The organism is Kitasatospora sp. NPDC056446, from assembly GCF_042796115.1.
GTDB lineage: Bacteria > Actinomycetota > Actinomycetes > Streptomycetales > Streptomycetaceae > Kitasatospora.
Genome location: NZ_JBHTRF010000062.1, coordinates 24,594 through 45,716 on the forward strand (window position 1 = coordinate 24,594; position 21,123 = coordinate 45,716).

16 protein-coding genes are annotated in these 21,123 nt (G+C 72.8%); 7 read left to right on the plus strand and 9 right to left on the minus strand.

Features of this window, described 5'->3' with window-relative positions; translation table 11 throughout:
• Positions 1 to 146: 146 nt before the first annotated feature.
• The gene (locus ACFQ6N_RS29875; protein ID WP_380655611.1) at positions 147 to 1,637 is read left to right on the plus strand and encodes a phosphotransferase; all 1,491 of its coding nucleotides are present in this window, start codon (positions 147 to 149) and stop codon (positions 1,635 to 1,637) included.
• Between the two features lie 385 nt (positions 1,638 to 2,022).
• Entirely contained in the window at positions 2,023 to 4,170 is a 2,148-nt protein-coding gene (gene glgB / locus ACFQ6N_RS29880; protein ID WP_380655614.1) for a 1,4-alpha-glucan branching enzyme, read from the plus strand.
• Positions 4,171 to 4,203: 33 nt separating this feature from the next.
• Here glgB and ACFQ6N_RS29885 read toward each other — a convergent pair whose 3' ends face one another.
• On the minus strand, positions 4,204 to 4,608 hold the full coding sequence (locus tag ACFQ6N_RS29885) for a type II toxin-antitoxin system VapC family toxin (RefSeq protein ID WP_380655617.1): 405 nt from the start codon (positions 4,606 to 4,608) through the stop codon (positions 4,204 to 4,206).
• Positions 4,605 to 4,886, minus strand: coding sequence for a type II toxin-antitoxin system Phd/YefM family antitoxin (locus ACFQ6N_RS29890; protein WP_380655620.1), 282 nt, complete (start codon positions 4,884 to 4,886; stop codon positions 4,605 to 4,607). The genes ACFQ6N_RS29885 and ACFQ6N_RS29890 overlap by 4 nt, the downstream gene beginning before the upstream one ends.
• Positions 4,887 to 5,064: 178 nt before the next feature.
• Here ACFQ6N_RS29890 and pta point away from each other — a divergent pair, with 178 nt between their 5' ends.
• The 3 genes from pta to pyk all read left to right on the plus strand — a co-directional run bounded on the left by pta (position 5,065) and on the right by pyk (position 9,936).
• On the plus strand, positions 5,065 to 7,194 hold the full coding sequence (gene pta, locus ACFQ6N_RS29895) for a phosphate acetyltransferase (RefSeq protein ID WP_380655623.1): 2,130 nt from the start codon (positions 5,065 to 5,067) through the stop codon (positions 7,192 to 7,194).
• On the plus strand, positions 7,191 to 8,414 hold the full coding sequence (locus tag ACFQ6N_RS29900) for an acetate kinase (protein ID WP_380655626.1): 1,224 nt from the start codon (positions 7,191 to 7,193) through the stop codon (positions 8,412 to 8,414). Before pta ends, ACFQ6N_RS29900 begins: the two co-directional genes overlap by 4 nt.
• Positions 8,415 to 8,508: 94 nt before the next feature.
• Positions 8,509 to 9,936 (plus strand): pyruvate kinase, encoded by a 1,428-nt coding sequence (gene pyk / locus ACFQ6N_RS29905; RefSeq protein WP_380655628.1) that lies wholly within the window; start codon positions 8,509 to 8,511, stop codon positions 9,934 to 9,936.
• 96 nt (positions 9,937 to 10,032) lie between these two features.
• Here pyk and ACFQ6N_RS29910 read toward each other — a convergent pair whose 3' ends face one another.
• The 4 genes from ACFQ6N_RS29910 to ACFQ6N_RS29925 form a co-directional block, all read right to left on the minus strand.
• Positions 10,033 to 11,568 carry a hypothetical protein gene (locus ACFQ6N_RS29910; protein WP_380655631.1) on the minus strand — a complete coding sequence of 512 codons (1,536 nt, stop codon included), beginning with the start codon at positions 11,566 to 11,568 and terminating at the stop codon, positions 10,033 to 10,035.
• Positions 11,565 to 12,290 carry a DUF6114 domain-containing protein gene (locus tag ACFQ6N_RS29915; RefSeq protein WP_380655633.1) on the minus strand — a complete coding sequence of 242 codons (726 nt, stop codon included), beginning with the start codon at positions 12,288 to 12,290 and terminating at the stop codon, positions 11,565 to 11,567. Before ACFQ6N_RS29915 ends, ACFQ6N_RS29910 begins: the two co-directional genes overlap by 4 nt.
• Before the next feature lie 156 nt (positions 12,291 to 12,446).
• Positions 12,447 to 13,118: a DUF6230 family protein gene (locus tag ACFQ6N_RS29920; protein WP_380655635.1), complete on the minus strand. Its 672-nt coding sequence runs from the start codon at positions 13,116 to 13,118 to the stop codon at positions 12,447 to 12,449.
• 714 nt (positions 13,119 to 13,832) lie between these two features.
• Entirely contained in the window at positions 13,833 to 14,822 is a 990-nt protein-coding gene (locus ACFQ6N_RS29925; protein ID WP_380655637.1) for a tetratricopeptide repeat protein, read from the minus strand.
• Between the two features lie 364 nt (positions 14,823 to 15,186).
• Between ACFQ6N_RS29925 and ACFQ6N_RS29930 the strand changes: the two genes are divergently transcribed.
• The gene (locus tag ACFQ6N_RS29930; protein ID WP_380655640.1) at positions 15,187 to 15,873 is read left to right on the plus strand and encodes a TetR/AcrR family transcriptional regulator; all 687 of its coding nucleotides are present in this window, start codon (positions 15,187 to 15,189) and stop codon (positions 15,871 to 15,873) included.
• A gap of 72 nt (positions 15,874 to 15,945) precedes the next feature.
• On the opposite strand, the gene ACFQ6N_RS29935 is transcribed toward ACFQ6N_RS29930, so the two are convergent.
• From ACFQ6N_RS29935 to ACFQ6N_RS29945, 3 genes are all read right to left on the minus strand, one after another.
• On the minus strand, positions 15,946 to 17,631 hold the full coding sequence (locus tag ACFQ6N_RS29935; protein ID WP_380655642.1) for a methylmalonyl-CoA mutase: 1,686 nt from the start codon (positions 17,629 to 17,631) through the stop codon (positions 15,946 to 15,948).
• A gap of 203 nt (positions 17,632 to 17,834) precedes the next feature.
• On the minus strand, positions 17,835 to 18,176 hold the full coding sequence (locus tag ACFQ6N_RS29940) for a DUF3817 domain-containing protein (protein WP_380655645.1): 342 nt from the start codon (positions 18,174 to 18,176) through the stop codon (positions 17,835 to 17,837).
• Positions 18,177 to 18,252: 76 nt separating this feature from the next.
• The gene (locus tag ACFQ6N_RS29945; protein ID WP_380655647.1) at positions 18,253 to 18,789 is read right to left on the minus strand and encodes a MarR family winged helix-turn-helix transcriptional regulator; all 537 of its coding nucleotides are present in this window, start codon (positions 18,787 to 18,789) and stop codon (positions 18,253 to 18,255) included.
• A gap of 494 nt (positions 18,790 to 19,283) precedes the next feature.
• Between ACFQ6N_RS29945 and ACFQ6N_RS29950 the strand changes: the two genes are divergently transcribed.
• Positions 19,284 to 20,912: a M4 family metallopeptidase gene (locus ACFQ6N_RS29950; RefSeq protein WP_380655650.1), complete on the plus strand. Its 1,629-nt coding sequence runs from the start codon at positions 19,284 to 19,286 to the stop codon at positions 20,910 to 20,912.
• Positions 20,913 to 21,123: the final 211 nt, after the last annotated feature.

Here is a 21,123-nt window from a genome sequence, read left to right on the forward strand (position 1 = left end):
AGAACAGCCCAACGGCCACCCACACGAAGGCGTGACACCCGAGCCACACTCGCGTGCCGCGACCGCCGCGCCGCCGAAATCCGGAAGACTGACGGACCCGGCCACGACCCGTCGGGCAGTCCGCGTGCTTCCGGGGAAAGGGAGCCATGTCCGAACCCTCCCGTTCTCAAGCCCATGTGCAGCACGACGCCCAGGCCGGCACCACCGCGCCGGCCGGCGCCCGGGGCCCCGGGGCCCGCAGAACCGCCCTGGGAGTCAGCGAACTCGTCCAGGCCGCACTGCCGCTGATCTCCGCATGGCTGCCCACCCAGCGCTGGTACGCCGGAAAGGGGCGGCCCATCACCGGCCTCACCCCGGTGGTCGGCACCCCGCTCCAGGTCGGCGACCCCGCCCTGCTGCACCTCCTGCTCCGGGTCGAGCACGCCACCACGGCCGGCGCCCCGCACGGCGACATCTACCAGCTGCTGCTCGGCATCCGCTCCGCCGGGCTAGGGGACATCGGCCCCGGCGCCGTCCTCGGCCGGCTCACCCAGGGCCCGTACGACGGCGCGACCCTCTACGACGCGGTGCACGACCCCGAACTCACCGGGCGGCTGCTGGAACACCTCGCCACCGGCGACCGCTTCGGCTCGCTGTCCTTCCGCCGCACCCCCGGCTCCGGACTGCCCGCCAACCTCCCCGGCCGCGCCTCCACCGCCGAGCAGTCCAACAGCTCGGTCATCTACGGCACCTCGTACATCCTCAAACTGTTCCGCCGCATCCACCCCGGCACCAACCCCGACCTCGAACTCTCGCTCGCCCTCTCCCGGGCCGGCTCCACCCGGATCCCCCGGGTCGCCGCCTGGTTCGAGAGCCGGATGGAACGCGCCGAGCCCGCCACCCTCGGCCTGCTCCAGCGCTACCTGCCGGACGCCGAGGACGGCTGGGAGCTCGCCCTCGACCAGGTCGGCCGGCTCAAGGGCGACCGCTCCCCGGGGAACTTCGCCATCGAGGCGCACCGGCTCGGCCGGGCCACCGCCGAGGTCCACCGGGTCCTGGCCCGCTCGATGCCGGTCGCCCGGCTCGACCGCACCCAGACCGGACGACTGGCCACCGCGATGGCCGACCGGCTGGACAGCGCCGTCGCCGCCGTCCCCGGCCTGCTGCGCTTCCGGGCCGCCCTGCGCACCGCCTTCCAGCAACTCGCCGACGCCCACCCCGACGGCCTGCCCGTCCAGCGCATCCACGGCGACCTCCACCTCGGACAGGCCATGCGGACCCCGCACGGCTGGGTCCTGCTGGACTTCGAGGGCGAGCCGGCCAAATCGGTCAACGAGCGCCGCGAACCGCAGCCCGCCCTGCGCGACGTCGCCGCGATGCTCCGCTCCTTCGACTACGCCGCCGCCCACCTGCTGGCCGGCGGCCCGGTCGACCCGGAACTGGCCCACCTGGCCGCCGCCTGGGCCCAGCGCAACCGCACCGCCTTCTGCGCCGGCTACACCGCCGGGGGCGGCGCCGACCCGGCGGCCTCCCCGGAGCTGATGCGGGCACTGGAGATCGACAAGGCGGTGTACGAGGTGGTGTACGAGGCCCGGCACCGGCCGAGCTGGCTGCCGATCCCGCTGGCCGCGATCAACCGGCTCGCCCTGTCCGTCTGACGCCCGCCCGCCGCACCGCCGTCTCCCGCCCGCCGTTGCCCGATCGCCCGCAGCAGTTCGTCCACCCCCGCCGCAGGAGGACCACGCCGTGACGCCGCCCGACCCGACCGGCCGCCCGAGCCGCCCCGTTCCGGAGACCTTCCTGGCCGGCCCGCCGCCCGCCGAAGGGCGCACCGACACCGAGGGCCCGGGCCGCTCCGGCCCGCCCGCGCGCCCGGAGGGAGCGGACCGGGCGGCGGGCGCCTCCTCGGCCACGTCCGCAGTCCCTTCCCCAGCCCCTTCCCCAGCCCCGTCCCCAGTCCCGTCCCCAGGCCCGTCCGGAGGCCCGTCCGGGGCGCTGCGCCTGCCCGAGGCGCCGCTGCCGCCGGCAGAGGTGGACCGGCTGGTGGGCGGGCAGCACCACGACCCGCACGCGCTGCTCGGCGCGCACCCCGTGCACGGCGGCACGGCGATCCGGGTGCTGCGCCCGTTCGCCGAGCGGGTGGTCGTCGAGACCGCCCAGGGCCCCGCAGAACTCACCCACCAGCAGGGCGGGTTGTTCACCGGGCTGGTGGCCGGCGGCGAACTGCCGGACTACACCCTGCTGGTGACCTACGCGGACGGCGAGCCACTGCGCCAACAGGACGGCTACCGCATCCCGCCCACCCTCGGCGACCTCGACCTGCACCTGATCTCCGAGGGCCGGCACGAGCAGCTGTGGCGGGCGCTCGGCTCGCACGTGCGCACCGTCGACGGCGTGGCCGGCACCGCCTTCGCGGTCTGGGCGCCGAACGCCGTCGGCGTACGGCTGATCGGCGACTTCAACCACTGGGACGGCACCGGGCACCCGATGCGCTCGCTCGGCTCGTCCGGGATCTGGGAGCTGTTCGTCCCCGGCCTGGCCGAGGGCGCCACGTACAAGTACGAGGTCCACACCCGGCAGGGCTGGACGCTCGACAAGGCCGACCCGCTGGCCCGCGCCGCCCAGTGCCCGCCCGGCACCGCCTCGGTGGTCACCTCCACCGCGTACCGCTGGGAGGACGCCGAGTGGATGGCCCGCCGGGCCCGCACCGCGCACCACCGGGCGCCGATGTCGGTGTACGAGCTGCACCTGGCGTCCTGGCGGCCCGACCTCACCAGCTACCGTGCGATCGCCGAGGAGCTGCCCGGCTACCTCAAGGAGCTGAACTTCACCCACGTGGAGTTCATGCCGGTGATGGAGCACCCCTTCGGCGGCTCCTGGGGCTACCAGGTGTCCGGCTACTACGCCCCCACCGCCCGGCTCGGCGGCCCGGACGACTTCCGGCACCTGGTGGACACCCTGCACCGGCACGGCATCGGCGTGATCGTCGACTGGGTGCCCGCACACTTCCCCAAGGACGACTTCGCCCTCGCCCGCTTCGACGGCGAGCCGCTGTACGAGCCCGCCGACCCGCTGCGCGCCGAGCACCCGGACTGGGGCACGCTGGAGTTCGACTACGGCCGCAAGGAGGTGCGCAACTTCCTGGTCGCCAACGCGGTCTACTGGTGCGAGGAGTTCCACATCGACGGCCTGCGGGTGGACGCCGTCGCCTCGATGCTCTACCTGGACTACTCCCGCGAGGGCGGCGCCTGGACGCCCAACCGGCACGGCGGCCGGGAGAACCTGGACGCGGCCGCCTTCCTCCAGGAGATGAACGCCACCGTCTACCGGCGCTGCCCCGGCGTGATCACCATCGCCGAGGAGTCCACCGCCTGGGACGGCGTGACCCGCTCCACCGACGCCGGCGGCCTCGGCTTCGGGCTGAAGTGGAACATGGGCTGGATGCACGACTCGCTGGTCTACATGTCCAAGGAGCCGGTGCACCGCAAGTACCACCACGACGAGATCACCTTCTCGATGGTGTACGCCTACTCGGAGAACTACATCCTGCCGATCTCGCACGACGAGGTCGTCCACGGCAAGCGGGCCCTGGTCTCCAAGATGCCCGGCGACTGGTGGCAGCAGCGCGCCGACCACCGCGCCTACCTCGGCTTCATGTGGTCCCACCCCGGCAAGCAACTGCTCTACATGGGACAGGAGTTCGCCCAGGGCGCGGAATGGGACCACGAGCAGGGGCCGCAGTGGTGGGTGCTCGACGAGCAGTGGCCGGCCCACCGGGACCACCTGGGCGTGCGCCGCCTGGTCCGCGACCTCAACCGCCACTACCTCGACACCCCGGCCCTCTGGGAGCTGGACACCACCCCGGACGGCTTCCGCTGGCTCGACGGCGGCGCCGCCGAGGACAACCTGCTCTCCTTCGTCCGCTACGCGGCCGACGGCAGCCCGCTCGTCGCGGTCTGCAACTTCTCCCCGGTCGTCCGGCACGGCCGCCGGGTCGGCCTGCCCCGGCTGGCGGGCCGCGACCAGCTGTGGGAGGAACTGCTGAACACCGACGCCGAGGAGTACGGCGGCAGCGGCGTCGGCAACTCCCACCCGGTCAAGGCCGACCCGGTGGAGTGGGACGGCCAGCCCCGCTCCGCCGAACTGGTCCTCCCCCCGCTCGCCACCCTCTGGCTCCGCCCGGCCCGCTGAGCCCCCGGGCGCCCGCCCTCACCGGGCGGGCGCTCACCGGGGGGCGGTGACGGGGAAGCCGAGGTCCTCCGCCGCCCGGCCGAGCTCGCGGTCGTAGGTGACGAAGTCGGTGAGTTCGGCCCGGAACGGCTCCGCACTGGCCAGGTGGAGCGCGTCGAGCGACCCGAGCCTCGGGGTGCGGTACGCGAGGGCCCTGGCCAGCACCGCGCTGCTCAGATCGACCCGGTAGGCGCCCCGGAGCGCCTGGTCGACGTGGTACGGGACGAGTTGGTGCGACAGGCCCGCCCGGAGCAGCGTGCGGGTGATCTCCAGCCCGGCCAGCTCGCTGGTGATCAGCTCGGTGCCGTCCGGGAGCGCCGCCCGCCAGGCGCGCAGTGCGGCCGTCTCGGACTCCGGCTTGATGAACTTCAGCAGCGCACACGAGTCGAGGTAGATCAACGGTCACGCTCCCGATTGCGGTCCTCGATCAGGAGGTCCGACAGGCTGCCGAGGTCCGGCAGCAGGTCGAGGGCCAGCTCGGGCATGCCCGACGCGACGGGCGGGGTGACCTCGCCGGCCGCGACCATGCGTTCGAGGGTCGTCTCCGGAGGCGTCTCCGGCACGAGTCTCATCACGGGCCGCCCGCGGTCGGTCACGACGATGGTCGCTCCGGCCCGGACCCGCGCGACCGCCTTCGAGGGGTTCTGGTTCAGCTCGCGAAGTCCCATGGTCTCCATACCACCCAATGTAGCTACAACATGTAGGTACATCAAGGGCGGGCATGCGCGCAACTCCCCTGGTCGGGCCCTCCGGCCCTTGCCCGACCGGGCCCGCTCTGCTCGCGGACAGCCGTTCGCAGTGCGAAGGTATGGTCGATATGACCACCTTCCGAGGCGACGGGACGGAGACACCCACGTGGCGCGCAGCGTGTACGTGACCGGGATCGACCGGGGGGACGGCCGGCAGGTCGTCGAACTCGGGGTCATGGAACTGCTCACCCGCCAGGTGGACCGGGTCGGGGTCTTCCGCCCGCTGGTGCACGCCGACGCACCCGGCGAGCGGGGCTCGGACCACGTGGTCGAGCTGCTGCGCGGGCGCTACCGGATCGACCTGCCGAGCACCGAGCTGTACGGCCTCACCTACGAGGAGGCCGCCGCACTCCAGGCCGCCCAGGGACAGGACGAGCTGGTCTCCGTCCTCGTCGACCGCTTCCGCGCGATGGAACGGCGCTGCCAGGCCGTGCTGGTGCTCGGCACCGACTTCGCCGACACCAACATCCCGGACGAACTCGCCTTCAACGCCCGCCTCGCCAACGAGTTCGGCGCGGCCGTGCTGCCGGTGGTCGGCGGGCACGCCGAGGACGCGGACGCCGTGATCGCCGAGGTCCGCAACGCCCACCGGGCGTACACCGACCTCGGCTGCGAGACCCTGGCGATGATCGCCAACCGGGTCGCGCCCGGCGCCAAGCAGCGGATCCAGCGCACCCTCACCGAGAAGCTGCCGATCCCCGCCTACGTCATCCCGGAGGAGCCGGCGCTGGCCGCGCCGACCGTCGCCCAGCTGGTCGGGGCCACCGGCGCCGAGGTGCTGCTCGGGGACGCGGCCGGGCTGGCCCGGGACGTCCGCGGCTACGTCTTCGGCGGCGCCATGCTGCCGACCTTCCTGGACGCGCTGACCGAGGGCGCGCTGGTCGTCACCCCCGGGGACCGCGCCGACCTGGTGATCGGCTCACTGGCCGCGCACGCCGCCGGCGCCCCGCCGATCGCCGGCGTGCTGCTGACACTCGGCCAGCACCCCGGCCCGAACGTGATGGCCCTGGCCGCGCGGCTCGCCCCCGGCACCCCGGTCGCGGTCGTCCCCGAGGGCAGCTGGCCGACCGCCGCCACCCTGACCCACCTGGAGGGCAAGCTCACCGCGGCCAGTCCGCGGAAGGCCGAGATCGCCCTCGGCCTGTTCGAACTGCACGTCGACACCGCCGAGTTGACCAACCGGATCGAGGTCGGCCGGTCCGAGCGGGTCACCCCGATGATGTTCGAGCACGAGCTGCTGGAACGCGCCCGGGCCGGCCGCCGGCACGTCGTCCTGCCCGAGGGCACCGAGGAGCGGGTGCTGCGCGCGGCCGAGATCCTGCTGCGCCGCAACATCTGCGACCTCACCCTGCTCGGCGAGACGGACGCGGTGCGCCGCAAGGCCGCCGGCCTCGGCATCGAGCTGCCACAGGAAGAGCCGGGCGCCGACCGCGCCCAGGTCCGGATCGTCGACCCGACCACCAGCCCGCTGCGCCGCCAGTTCGCCGAACTGTACGCGCGGCTGCGGGCCCACAAGGGGATGACCGTCGAACTGGCCCTGGACGTGGTCACCGACGTCTCGTACTTCGGCACGCTGATGGTCCAGGAGGGCATCGCGGACGGCATGGTGTCCGGCGCGGTGCACTCCACCGCGGCCACCATCCGGCCCGCCTTCGAGGTGATCAAGACCTCGCCGGGCGCCTCGATCGTCTCCTCGGTCTTCTTCATGTGCCTGGCCGACAAGGTGCTGGTGTACGGCGACTGCGCGGTCAACCCCGACCCGGACGCCCAGCAGCTGGCCGACATCGCGATCCAGTCGGCCGCCACCGCCGCCCAGTTCGGGGTGGAGCCGCGGGTCGCGATGCTCTCGTACTCGACCGGCACCTCCGGCTCCGGCGCGGACGTCGACAAGGTGCGCAAGGCCACCGAGCTGGTCCGGGCGCTGCGGCCGGACATCCTGGTCGAGGGCCCGATCCAGTACGACGCGGCGGTGGACGCGCACGTCGCGGCGACCAAGCTGCCGGGCTCGGCGGTGGCCGGGCGGGCCAGCGTGCTGATCTTCCCGGACCTCAACACCGGCAACAACACCTACAAGGCCGTCCAGCGCTCGGCCGGCGCGGTCGCCGTGGGCCCGGTGCTGCAGGGGCTGCGCAAGCCCGTCAACGACCTCTCGCGCGGGGCGCTGGTGCAGGACATCGTCAACACCGTCGCGATCACCGCCATCCAGTCCCAGGACCGCAAGGAGCCGTCGGCATGAGTGAGGGAACCCGTGTCCTCGTCCTGAACGCCGGCTCCTCGTCGGTGAAGTACCAGCTGATCGACATGCTGGACGGCGCCCGGCTCGCCTCCGGGCTGGTCGAGCGGATCGGCGAGTCGAGCGGCCGCCTGGTGCACACCCCGCCCGGCGGCGAGCGGCGCGAGACGCCACAGGCCTTCCCCGACCACGCCGCCGCGCTGAAGGCCGTCGCCGAGGAGCTGGCCGCCGACGGCCTCGGCCTGGACTCCCCCGAGCTGGCCGCGATCGGCCACCGGGTGGTGCACGGCGGCAAGCGGTTCACCGCGCCGACCGTGGTCACCGACGAGGTGCTCAAGGAGATCCGCCGGCTGATCCCGGTCGCCCCGCTGCACAACCCGGCGAACATCACCGGCATCGAGGTGGCCCGCGCGCTGCGGCCCGACCTCCCCCAGGTGGCCGTCTTCGACACCGCCTTCCACGCCTCGATGCCCGAGTACTCGGCCCGCTACGCGATCGACAAGGCCGTCGCCGACGAGCACCGGGTGCGCCGCTACGGCTTCCACGGCACCTCGCACCAGTACGTCTCGCGGGCCACCGCCCGGCTGCTCGGCAAGGACCCGGCCGAGGTCAACGTGATCGTGCTGCACCTGGGCAACGGCGCCTCCGCCTCGGCGGTCAGCGGCGGCCGCTGCGTGGACACCTCGATGGGCCTGACCCCGCTGGAGGGCCTGGTCATGGGCACCCGCTCGGGCGACATCGACGCCGGCGTGGTGTTCCACCTGCACCGGGTCGGCGGGCTGTCGGTCGACGAGATCGACGACCTGCTCAACCGGCGCAGCGGCCTGCGCGGGCTGTGCGGCGAGAACGACATGCGCGAGATCATGCGCCGGGCGGACGAGGGCGACGCGGACGCGAAGCTCGCCTTCGACGCGTACGTCCACCGGCTGCGCAAGTACATCGGCGGCTACTACGCGGTGCTCGGCCGGGTGGACGCGATCGCGTTCACCGCGGGGGTCGGGGAGAACGCGGCGCCGGTGCGCGCGGCGGCCACCGCGGGGCTGACCGAACTGGGCATCGAAGTGGACCCGGAGCTGAACTCGGTGCGCTCCGGCGAGGCCCGGATCATCTCGCCCGCGTACGCCCGGGTGGCGGTCGCGGTGGTGCCCACCGACGAGGAGTTGGAGATCGCCCGGCAGGCCTTCGCGCTGGTGCACCGAGAACAGCGGGGGTCCGAGGACTGACACGGAACTGTCTCATTCTTCGGAACCATTCGACGGCGATTCCTCCCGGTCCGTGCCGAATGCACCTATAACACGAACGGATAGACTGATCCATATGCGCCGAGCGAAAATTGTCTGCACCCTGGGTCCGGCGACGGACTCCTACGAACAGCTGAAGGCCATCGTCGAGGCGGGCATGAACGTCGCCCGACTGAACATGAGCCACGGCAACCACGCGGACCACGAAGAGCGGTACCGCAAGGTCCGCCAGGTCTCGGAGGACACCGGCAAGGCCATCGGCGTCCTGGCCGACCTCCAGGGTCCGAAGATCCGTCTGGCGACCTTCGCCAACGGCCCGGTGACCGTCGACAACGGCGACGAGTTCACCATCACCACCGAAGACGTGCCCGGTGACCAGTACATCTGCGGCACCACCTACAAGGGCCTGCCCGGCGACGTGAAGCCCGGCGACCCGATCCTGATCAACGACGGCGTCATCGCCCTGGAGGTCGTCAGCGTCGACGGCCCGCGGGTGAAGACCGTGGTGGTCGAGGGCGGCGTGCTCTCGAACAACAAGGGCATCAACCTGCCCGGCGCGGCCGTGAACGTGCCCGCCCTGTCCGAGAAGGACAAGGACGACCTGCGCTTCGCGCTGCGCCTGGGCGTCGACATGATCGCCCTGTCCTTCGTCCGCAACGCGGACGACGTCAAGGACGTCCACGAGGTCATGGACGAGGTCGGCATCCGCGTGCCGGTCATCGCCAAGATCGAGAAGCCGCAGGCCGTCGAGGCCATGGAGGAGATCGTCCTCGCCTTCGACGCCATCATGGTCGCCCGCGGCGACCTCGCCGTCGAGTACCCGCTGGAGCGGGTGCCGCTGGTCCAGAAGCAGCTGATCACGCTGGCCCGCCGCAACGCGAAGCCGGTCATCGTCGCCACCCAGATGATGGAGTCGATGATCCACGCCTCGCGCCCGACCCGCGCCGAGGTCTCCGACGTCGCCAACGCCATCCTGGACGGCGCCGACGCGGTCATGCTCTCCGCCGAGTCGAGCGTCGGCAAGTACCCGATCGAGACCGTCCGCACCATGAGCCGGATCTGCGAGAAGGCCGAGGAGGAGCTGGCCTCCCAGGGCCTGCAGCCGCTCAACCCGGGCCGCAAGCCGCGCACCCAGGGCGGCTCCGTCGCCCGCGCCGCGTGCGAGCTGGGCGACTTCCTCGACGGCAAGGCACTGGTCGCGTTCACCAAGTCCGGCGACACCGCCCGCCGGCTGTCCCGCTACCGTTCGCCGATCCCGGTGATCGCCTTCACCCCGGACAGCGCCACCCGCAACCAGCTCTCGCTGAGCTGGGGCGTCGAGGCGTACGTGACCGAGCAGGTGGCCACCACCGACGCCATGGTCGCCCAGGTCGACCGTGAGCTGCTGCGGCTGCGCCGGCTCGACGAGGGCGACACCGTCATCGTCACCGCCGGTGTCCCGGTCGGCATCCCCGGCACCACCAACATGGTGCAGGTGCACCACCTGGGCACCCGGAGCGAGTGAGCCCCGGCCCGCCAGAACGCCCGTGGGGCGGTCCTCCCGTCCGGAGGGCCGCCCCACGGGCGTCACGGCGCCGCCCGCCCGGGGCGGGCCGTCCCGCTACTTGTCGCTGTAGGGCGCGTCGTCGTTGAACAGGTGCATCCCGGGGATGTGCAGGGTGCCGCCGAACTGGCCGGCCTGCTTGGCGGTGACGCCGGTCAGCTCCAGGTCCAGCGGGATCGGGATGGCGCCGATCAGGTCGTACAGCCAGCGCGGCAGGGTGTCCGGGGTGAGGGTGATCTCCCCCAGGTCGATCGGGATCGGCAGGCCGAGCAGCTTGGAGAGGTGGCCTGACAGCCGCTCCACGTACATGGTGACCTGGCCCTCGCGCATGGTCGAGGTGGAACCCGGGGCGCCCTGGACGTGGAAGGTCACGCCGTTGCCCTGAAGGGTCGACATGTCGAGGTTGTCGATGTCGACGCTGTCGACCACGAACTTCAGCACCCGCTTGCTGCCGGTCGGGGTCCGCACGTCGTAGACGCCGTGGAAGGTCGCGCCGTGCAGTGCCAGCCGGCTGGTCCGCAGCGTCCAGTTCTGCTCCGGGACGACGTGTCCGGGGGCGGGCGCGCCGGCGGTCAGACTCCGGGCGTCCACATCGCAGTTGGGGTTCTCGGTGGGCGTCGCGGACGGGCTGCCGGAGGCGCCCGCGGTGGGCGAGGCGGAGCCGGAGGCACCCTCGGTGGGCGTCGCCTTGGGGCTCGCCTTGCCGCTCGCCTTCCCGGTGGGCGTCGCGGCGGGCGAGGAGCCGCCGGAGGGCTCGGCCGCGGGCGGAGCGGCGTCCTGGGCGGCCGCCGGGGCCTGCTGCTGCCCGGGGGCGGGCTGGGCCGGGGTGCCCGTCCGCGGGGCCGGGGCGTCCGGTCCGGCCGGGGTGGTGGCCGCCGGCGGCGGGGTCGTCCCCGGCTTGGGGGCCGGGGTCGGGGCCGCGGTCGGGCTCGGGCTCGGCGAGGCGCTCGGGTTCAGCAGGTGGTTGATGCCGCCGACGATGTCGTCGATCAGCCCGGCCCGGGTGGCCTGGCCGGTGCCCCCGGCCGTACCGGTGCCGGTGTCCTGCCGGGCCGTGCCCGACGGGAGCGCGTCGCCGACGGCGCCCGCGCGGGCGGCGGGCTGCTGAGTGGCGGGCGTTCCGGCGGGCGTTCCGGCGGCCGGCTGGGTGGCGGGCGGCTTGACCGGCGAGGTGGGCTTCCCGGCGGGGGCGCCGGTGGGCGCCTGGGTCGGTACCGAGCCCGGGTCGGTCGAGGGCGCGGTGGTCGGCGCGGTCGTGGGTGCGGTGGTGGGTGCGGTGGTGGGTGCGGCGGTCGGCTCCGCGGACGGTCCCGGCGGCGGCTCGGGCAGCTCGCTCTTGGGGACGGGCGTCTCGATCGGCGTGACATCCGGCACGGCGACCGGCGCGTTGCCGCAGGGCTTGGCCGCGGCGGCCTCGGCCAGCGCCGGGTTGGGCGTGTAGGCGGCGGCCATCAGCAGCGCGGTCGGCACCGCGGCCATCGCCAGCGCGCGGCCTCTCAGCCGGACCCGTACCGGCGTGCGCGGGGCCGCGTGGCGGCCGGAGCGCCGGGCGGGGGCGGCCGGGTCGTCGGCTTGCCCGTCCGACCCGGTCACCGGGCGCCCTCCGGGTCGCCGGCGGCCTGCTTGGGCGCGACGGCCTGCTTGGGGGCGACGGCCTCGGCGGCGGGGCCGACGGGCGGCTCCTGCGGCCCGCCCTGGGCGGGCAGTTGGGCGGTGGGCGCCTCGGCGGCGGGCTCCGCCGTGGTGACGGCCGCGGGCTCTGCTGCGGGCTCCGTGGCGGTGACGGCGGCGGGCTCGGCGGCGGACTCGGTGGCGACGCTCTCCGCCACGGCAGCCGTGCCCTCGGCACCCTCGGCGCCCTTGGCCCGGCGGCGCCGACCGCCCCTGGCCGTCGACTCGGCCCTGGGCTCGGGCAGCGGCGCCCAGGAGACCATCAGCCCGCCGCCGATCAGGCCCGGCAGCAGTGCCATCCCGAAGCCCGCCAGGTTGGAGACCGGGATCGAGACCAGCGTCAGCAGGATGGTCGCTATGCCGCCGAACACCCGCACGGCGGGCTGGAACCAGGCGGTCAGACCGAGGATGATCATCAGGACGCCGATGATCATCGACCCGGCGCCGGCCGTGGTCGACATCGCGATGGTCAGGCCGCCGAACGTGATGTGCGCGTAAGGGAAGTAGAGGATCGGGACGCCGGCGATCATGGCCAGCAGGCCGCCCCAGAAGGGCCTGGTGCGGCGGAAAACACGGAAGTGCCGCCAGAGCCACCCGATCGGGTTCTGGTGGCCGGTCCGGGGTTCGACCGTTGCGCTGGACATGGTGCAGCTCCTCGACGTCGCTACGAGGGAAGGACATATGGGGGTGGGCCGGGAGAGGCGGTGCTCCGCCTGTCCCGGCCCGGGTGGACCCGTCGTCCGGGCCGGCCGCCCGGTCCGCCGTCAGGCGTGCCGGGCGGCCGTGCCGTCAGGCGAGGCTCAGAAGCACTCGTTGCCCGCGCCGTCGCCGCTCTTCAGCGCGAGGTTCAGGCCGTTGAGCTTGAAGGTGCCGGCCGAGGTGGCGCGGGCGACCTGCTGGACGCCGCTCAGGTCGGCCTTCTTGGCGGCCTGGGCGAAACCGGTCGGACCGGTCGGCAGGCCGGCGCCGCCGCCGGCCTTGGTGACGCCCGCGTGCGGGGCCCAGCCCTGGGTCGCCGTGCCCGGGAGGGTGGAGGCGTCCTGGCCGATGTTGATGTCGGTGAAGGTCGCGTCCGCCTTCAGCTGCTCCAGGTCGATCAGCAGGTTGTCGGCCTGGACCGGCTTGCCTGCCTCGGTACCGGCGTGCAGCTGGAGGGTGATCTTGCCCAGACCGAACGCGGTCAGGTCGGTCACCACCGACTGGCACAGGTTGGTGATGTCGGCGTGGTCGAAGGCCGAGACCGCGACCGGGTGCGGCTTGCCGTTCGCCTCGATGTCGACCGAGCCGAACTGGGAGAAGTTGGTGCCGTGCAGCTGGTCGGTGCTGACCTTGAACTGCTGGCCGGAAATGCTGAACGAGGCGGCGAGCGCACTGTTGGCGATCGAGACGCCGACCATCGCGGTGGCCGCGACGCTCGGCACCATCACCAGGGCGAAGCGCTTCCAGCGGGTCTTGCCGTAGGTCTGGGACATGCGAGTCCTCCTTCTAGGACGTACATCTCCGGCTCCCCGGCGGCGCGTCCCGCGCCGGTGGGGGCCTGGGATGGGAGAGAGCTACGTCCTCGGTAGCGGAGAGCGCCTTGGGCGTCGTCGGACGCGGGAGCGGTCCGCGTACAGCGGCCCTCCCGGCCAAGCACCGGCCGACCTTGTGGGGCGGCGGGCAGGACCGACGACATCGGCGATCACCCCCGAGCGACAACCAGCGACCGCGCAGGGCCGCGCGGCCGGTCGAAGGACAGGAACCGCCGTGGGACCGCGGATACCCCCCTGCCCTCCCTACCGCCGGCCGGAGCCGACGGATCACCCGGTGGGGATCCCTCGCCCCGCGTGGCCGACGGACTGTCGGCGGAGGCGGAGTCTGGGACCGGGCGTCGCCGATGCTGCTCGAATCCCGGGCGAAGCACAAGAGGTGCCTTACTGACGGGTAATGCAACATCCGGTGGTGTCGATCATGGAATGGGCGCCATCTGCACCGTGCGTGACGCCTTGAAGAAAGCGTGACGGCGAAATTTACCGGAAATACTGATGAAACACCCGTGGGCGGTCACCAAGAGTGACCGCCCACGGGTGAAATCAAGATTTGGTAAACCTCTGTCCGGTTGGCCTGATTGTCGCCAAATCACCTGGCGACACCGCAGGTCATCCGCCGTGCCAGACGGCGGCCCCGGACCGGGGCCTGACGGTGGCTCAGAACAGCACGCGCGCCAGCGCCGTACGGGCCGCGACGACCCGCGGGTCCTCCGGGCCGATCACCTCGAACAGCTCCAGCAGGCGCAGCCTGGCCGCGTCCCGGTCCTCGCCGGCTGTCCGCCCGACCGTGTCCACCAGGCGCCCGAAGGCGTCCTCGACGTGACCGCCGACCAGGTCCAGGTCGGCCGCCTGGAGCTGGATCCCGACGTTCTTCGGGTCGGCGGCGGCCGCCGCCCGGACGCTCTGGAGGTCCAAGCCCTCGATCCGCTGGAGCAGCTCCGCCTGGGCCAGGCCCAGCTTGGCCTCGGTGTTGCCCGGCTGGTCGGCGAGCACGTTCCGGTAGGCCTGGATGGCGCCGCCCAGGTCGCCGGAGTCCAGCGCGTCGTGCGCGGCGGACAGCGCCGGGTCCTCGGGGCGCTGCGGGGCCGCGGCCGGGTCCTCGCCCGGGGCGGCGCCGCCGCCCACGCCGAAGCGCTGCTCGGCGACCAGGATCAGCTGGTCCAGCACCTTGCGGATGTTGGCGGCGCTCTCCGCGCCCTGGAACAGCGGCACCAGCTGGCCGGCCACCACGGCCATCACGGCCGGGATGCCCTGGATGCCGAACTGCTGGGCGAGCAGCTGGTTGGAGTCCACGTCGATCTTGACGAGCACGAAGCGGCCGGCGTACTCCTCGGCCAGGCCCTCCAGGATCGGGCTGAGCTGCTTGCAGGGGCCGCACCACTCGGCCCAGAAGTCGATGACGACCGGCACCTCGGTGGAGCGCTGGACGACCTCGGCCTCGAAGGTGTCCTCGGTGACGTCGATGACGAGCGGGTGGAGGGGCTGGGGAACGGCGGTGCCGTCCGCTTCGGCGGTGGCCGCCTGACGGGCCCGCTCGGCCCGGGCCTGCTCGGCCTTCTGGGCGGCCTCGCCCGCCGCCTTCACTGCGGCGAGGTCGACCGCGCCGCGGAGGGCGGAGCTGTTGAGACGCGAATTCCGTGGCTGCATGGCACTATCCTCCCCCGTCCGCACTGCTCGCGGGCACCATCCCCGGGAAAGTCGCCCCGCGCGGACCGCGCGGCGCGGGTTCCCGGGCGCCGCGCCCTTCCCCCGGTAGCCTGAACCGTTCGGCGCGGATCCCCACCCGCGCCCGCGCCGTCCCGTCCCACGGGTACGGCGCCTGGTTGTCGCCAGCTTTCGCTACGAGTCGTAGCGTAACTGGAGCCGGTGCCCCGGCCGCAAGCCCCCTCGGCGGTTCGGGGACGTGAGCTGCCCCACTTTCCCGGTCGGCCCGGCTGCCCGAACGGGCGAACAGTCGCTACCGTTACCAGCCCCACCCAAGTTACTTACCAGTACAGAGCCAGGAGGCCCGGTGCCCGCCGCCCAGCCCCCCGCGGCCCCGGAGAGCACCGCCCCGGCAGCCCCGACCCCGGCAGGCGCGGTCCCGGAGACCGCCGGCGCCGCCCGCGCCAAGGGCCGGCCGCGCAGCGCCGCCGCCGACCGCGCGATCCTCGACGCCACCCGCGAGGCCCTCGCCGAACTCGGCTGGGGCGGACTGACCATGGGCCACGTGGCGAGCCGCGCCGGGGTCGCCAAGACCACCCTCTACCGCCGCTGGCCGTCCAAGAACGAACTCGTGGTCGACGCCGTCGCGACCCTGTTCGACGACCTGGTGATGCCCGACCTCGGCAGCCTGCGGGCCGACATCGAGGCCGTGGTGGCCCAGTTCGCCGACCTGCTGGCCCGCCCGGAGACCCAGGCCGCGCTGCTCGCGCTGTTCGCCGAGGGCACCCGCGACGGACAGCTGCGCCGCCGGATCCGCGAGGCCATCGTGGACCCGCAGAAGCGGCTGGTCCGCCAGGGCCGGGCCTCCGCCCAGGCGCGCGGCGAACTGGAGGCGGACACCGACCCCGACGCGGCCCGCGCGGAGGTCGACATCATCTTCGACACCATCGCGGGCACCGTCGAGCACCGCGTCCTGGTCAGCGGCGAACCGATCACCCCGGCGTGGACCCGCCGCTTCACCGACCTGCTGCTGGGCCCGCTCACCACCTGCTGAGGACACGGCGAAGCCGCCCGTACGGGTTCCGTACGGGCGGCCGCCGACCGGGACGCCCCAGCCGGGACGCGGTCAGAACGCCGCGTTCTCCTGGTACGTCCCCCACTCCTGGCGCAGCGCGTTGCAGATCTCGCCCAGCGTCGCCTCGGCGCGCACCGCGTCCAGCATCGGCGGGATCATCGACGCGCCCGAGCGCGCCGCCGCCAGCATGGCGTCCAGCCCGGCCCGCACGGCCGCCTCGTCCCGCGCCGCCTTGCGCTCGGCCAGCACCCGCACCTGCTCGCGCTCGACCTCGTGGCTGACCCGCAGGATCTCCAGCTCCGGGGTGACGCTGCGCGGGTGGCAGTTGACGCCGACCACGCGCTTGTCGCCCTTCTCCACCGACTGCTGGTACTGGAAGGCCGCCTCGGCGATCTCCCCGGTGAACCAGCCCTCCTCGATGCCGCGCAGGATGCCGGAGGTGATCGGGCCGATCTCGTGGTCCTCGCGGCCCTTGTCCAGGATCCGCTGGAAGATCGCCTCGGCCTGCTGCTCGATCCGGTCGGTCAGCGCCTCGACGTACCAGGAGCCGCCCAGCGGGTCGGCCACGTTGGCGACGCCGGTCTCCTCCATCAGCACCTGCTGGGTGCGCAGGGCGATCTCGGCGGCCTGCTCGGAGGGCAGCGCCAGGGTCTCGTCCAGGGCGTTGGTGTGCAGCGAGTTGGTGCCGCCGAGCACCGCGGCCAGCGCCTCGACGGCGGTGCGGACCACGTTGTTGTACGGCTGCTGCGCGGTGAGCGAGACGCCGGCCGTCTGGGTGTGGAAGCGCAGCCACTGCGCCTTGTCGGTCTTGGCGCCGAAGCGGTCGCGCATCCAGCGGGCCCAGATCCGGCGCGCGGCACGGAACTTGGCGATCTCCTCGAAGAAGTCCAGGTGCGCGTCGAAGAAGAAGGACAGGCCGGGCGCGAAGACGTCCACGTCCAGGCCCCGGGACAGCCCCAGCTCGACGTAGCCGAAGCCGTCCGCGAGGGTGTACGCCAGCTCCTGCGCGGCCGTCGACCCGGCCTCGCGGATGTGGTAGCCGGAGACGGACAGCGGCTTGTACGCGGGGATGCCCTCGGCGCAGTAGGCCATCAGGTCGCCGATCAGGCGCAGGTGCGGCTCGGGCGCGAAGAGCCACTCCTTCTGCGCGATGTACTCCTTGAAGATGTCCGTCTGCAGGGTGCCGTTGAGCACCGCCGGGTCGACGCCCTGGCGCTCGGCGGCGACGAGGTACATGCAGAAGACCGGGACGGCCGGGCCGCTGATCGTCATCGAGGTGGTGACCTCGCCGAGCGGGATGCCCTTGAACAGCACCTCCATGTCGGCGGCCGAGTCGATGGCCACGCCGCAGTGGCCGACCTCGCCGAGCGACTTGGCGTCGTCGGAGTCGTAGCCCATCAGGGTGGGCATGTCGAAGGCCACCGAGAGGCCGCCGCCGCCCGCGTCCAGGATCATCCGGTAGCGCTCGTTGGTCTGCTGCGCGTTGCCGAAGCCGGCGAACTGGCGGATGGTCCAGGTGCGGCCCCGGTATCCGGTCGGGTGCAGGCCCCGGGTGTACGGGTACTCGCCCGGCCAGCCGATCCGCTCGAAGCCCTCGTAGGCCTGCCCGGCGGGCGGGCCGTAGACCGGCTCGACCTCGTCGCCGGACAGGGTGCTGAAGTCGGCGTCCCGCTTCCGGGACTTGTCGTACCGCTGCTGCCAGCGCTGCCGTCCGCGCTCGATCTCCTCGGCGTCCATGGCCCCGAACTCCGCTCCGTAGGGCCGCCACGGCGACGGGCGGCACTGCTATTAGGACGTCCTACCAATTTACTCGGACGTCCTAGTACTTGTCGACGGCCATCCGCGGGCGAACGGCTGACCCGGGCGAACGGCTGACCCGGGCAACACGAAGGGCCCCTCCCCCGTGACGGGGAAGGGGCCCTCGGCGCGGACTCCCGGACTCAGACGCCGGCCGGCTGGCGGGCGCCGGCGCCCGCCGTCAGCCGCTCGGCGGCCTCGCCGGCCACCTTGCGCTCGAAGACGAAGGAGAGGAACGGGATGCAGCCCGCCGCCAGGGTCAGCACCAGCCGCCCGAGCGGCCACTTCAGCTTCTGCCCGAGCAGGAAGGTCACCACGAAGTACCCGATGTAGAGGTAGCCGTGCAGCATCGCGACGTACGTGGTCACCTCCTCGGCCTTGCCGAAGCCGTACTTCGCGACCATGAAGCCGCAGAACACCAGCAGCGCGACACCGGTCGCGATGGCCAGGGCCCGGTACCAGCCCAGCAGGGGGGTCGCCTTCATGTTCTTCCTCGCCTCGCTCGGCATTTTCGGCCGGTACGCCCGGATCCGCGCACCGCTCCCACGAGGGTAGCCGTCCTCACGCCCGCTCCTTCGCAGCCCCCTCGTCCGGCTCGGAGAAGTCGCCGGCCGCGACCCGCAGCGGCCTGAGCAGTTCGAACACCTGGCGGCACTGGTCGGGGCCGTACTCCTCCAGCCCGAACTCCATCGCCATCAGCTCCCGGGTGGCCTCCTCGACCGCCTCGCGGCCGCGCCCGGTGATCGCGGCCAGCACGCCGCGACCGTCCAGCGGGTTGGGGCGGCGGGCGACCAGTCCGGCCCGCTCCAGGCGGTCGACGGTGTTGGTCACGCTGGTCGGGTGGACCATCAGCCGCTCGCCGATCTTGGAGAGCGAGAGCTCGCCGGTCCGGCTGAAGGTCAGCAGCACCAGTGCCTCGTACCGGGCGAAGGTCAGCCCGTACGGCTTGAGCACCGCGTCCACCCGGGACAGCAGGATCTGGTGGGCGCGCATGATCGAGGTGATCGCCGCCATCGAGGGGACCCCGCCCCAACGGCGGGTCCACAGCTCGTCGGCGCGGGCGATCGGGTCGAAGTCGAGAGCGAGGGGCTTGGCCACCTCCTTACCGTACCGGCGGCCCGGACGGGCGCTACCAGGTGTCCTGATGGTGGACAAGCGGGACACGTGGCGGGATCCCGCCAATCGGACGGCCAGGTCCATACCAGGACATTGCACCGGCGTGAACCCTGGCCAACGGGCGCACGGCGCACCGGGGTTGACCGCCGATCACGCCACTGCCCCGCTACCAGGCCTCGGTTCGGATCGAAACCCGCTGAAAGGCGGGTCGATTCGCACCTTTTGTCGGTCCGTTCACAATCCTTCCGGCTGGCGGGACTTGGCCAATTCATGAACAAGACCTGTCATTTGATTTGCTCGATTGTCATGCTTTCCGCCAACCCCGTCCGGTAGCCACCACCCCCACCCACCGGTGGCCAGCCGCTCGACCGCTCGGGGCCCTGCACGTCAGCGCCCGTCCCGCCCCTCAGGTGCCGACCCGGCCCCCGGGACGCGGCGCGACCGCGCCCTACGCGGTTTCCCGGAAGGACTCGTCCGTGAAGCGAAAGCTCGCCGCAGTCGCCGTACTCTCCGCCACCGCCCTGCTCACCGGCGTCGTCCAGGTGAGCACCGTGGCCGTCGCGGACCCCGCCCCGCACTCCCGGTCCGCGCAGCGCGCCGACCTGATAGCCCTGGCGAACGGCCAAGCGGGCAAGGTGGCGCACGGCCTGGCCCTCGGCGGCCAGGAGCACCTGGTGGCCAAGGACGCCGTGGTCGACGCCGACGGCACCCGCCACTTCCGTTACGAGCGCACCTTCGCCGGCCTCCCCGTCCTGGGCGGAGACCTGGTGGTGCACCAGAAGGCCGACGGCTCGACCTCCTCCGTCGACCTGGCCACCGGCGCGCGGATCGCCCTGCCGAGCCTGACCCCGCAGATCCCCGCCGACAAGGCCGCCGCCCAGGCGACCGGCGCCGTGCGGTCCACCATCGGCATCGCCGCCGACGAGGACGAGGCACCGCTGACCGAGGTCCGCCAGACCGGCGCCGCCGAGCTGGTCGTCTGGGCCACCGACGGCACCCCGCGCCTGGCGTACCGCACCACGGTCGAGGGCCTGCGCGCCGACGGCACCCCGAGCAGCCAGCTGCTGGTCACCGACGCGGCCGGCGGCCAGGTGCTCTCCAGCCACGAGCAGGTGCAGACCGCCACCGGCTCCGGCAAGGGCGTCTTCGTCGGCACCGTCCCGCTGACCACCACCCAGAGCGGCACCTCGTACCAGCTGAAGGACGCGAGCCGCGGCGGGCAGGCCACCTTCACCCTGAAGAACAAGACCTCCGGCTCCGGCACCCTGGTCGCCAACACCACCAACAGCTTCGGCAACGGCCTGGCCTCCAACGCGGAGTCCGCCGCCGTCGACGCCCAGTACGGCGCCGCGGCCACCTGGGACTTCTACAAGAACACCTTCGGCCGCAACGGCATCAAGAACAACGGCGTCGGCGCCACCAGCCGGGTCCACTACGGCACCAACTACGTCAACGCCTTCTGGAACGACAGCTGCTTCTGCATGACGTACGGCGACGGCGCGAGCAACACCCACCCGCTGACCGCGCTGGACGTGGCCGGCCACGAGATGACCCACGGCGTCACCTCCGCCACCGCGGGCCTGAACTACTCGGGCGAGTCCGGCGGCCTCAACGAGGCCACCTCGGACATCTTCGGCACCATGGTCGAGTGGTACGCGAACCTGCCCTCCGACCCGCCGGACTACCTGATCGGCGAGCAGATCAACATCAACGGTGACGGCAAGCCGCTGCGCTACATGGACCAGCCCTCCAAGGACGGGCGCTCGGCCGACTACTGGTCCTCCTCGGTCGGCAACCTGGACGTCCACTACTCCTCCGGCGTCGCCAACCACTTCTTCTACCTGCTCGCCGAGGGCAGCGGCGCCAAGACCGTCAACGGCGTCAGCTACAACAGCCCGACGTACAACGGCTCGACCCTCGCCGGCATCGGCCGGGACAAGGCCGCGCAGATCTGGTACCGCGCGCTGACCACCTACTTCACCTCCACCACCAACTACGCGGCCGCCCGCACCGGCAGCCTGAAGGCCGCGACGGACCTGTACGGCGCCGGCAGCGCCGAGTACAACGCCGTCGCCGCGACCTGGACCGCCGTCAACGTCAACTGACGTACGGCGCACGGCACACGGCACACGCGCAGCGGACGTCCCGGGGCCCGTCGAGGGCGGGCCCCGGGACGCCCGGCCACCGGGCACGTCCCGCCACCGGGGGCGTCCGGCTGTCAAGGACGTCCGGCTGGCGGAGTCCCGCCAGGGGGAACGAACCCGCCGATACCGGGCAGCGGACAGCAACCGAACCATCCGTACCGGCACTGGCGAT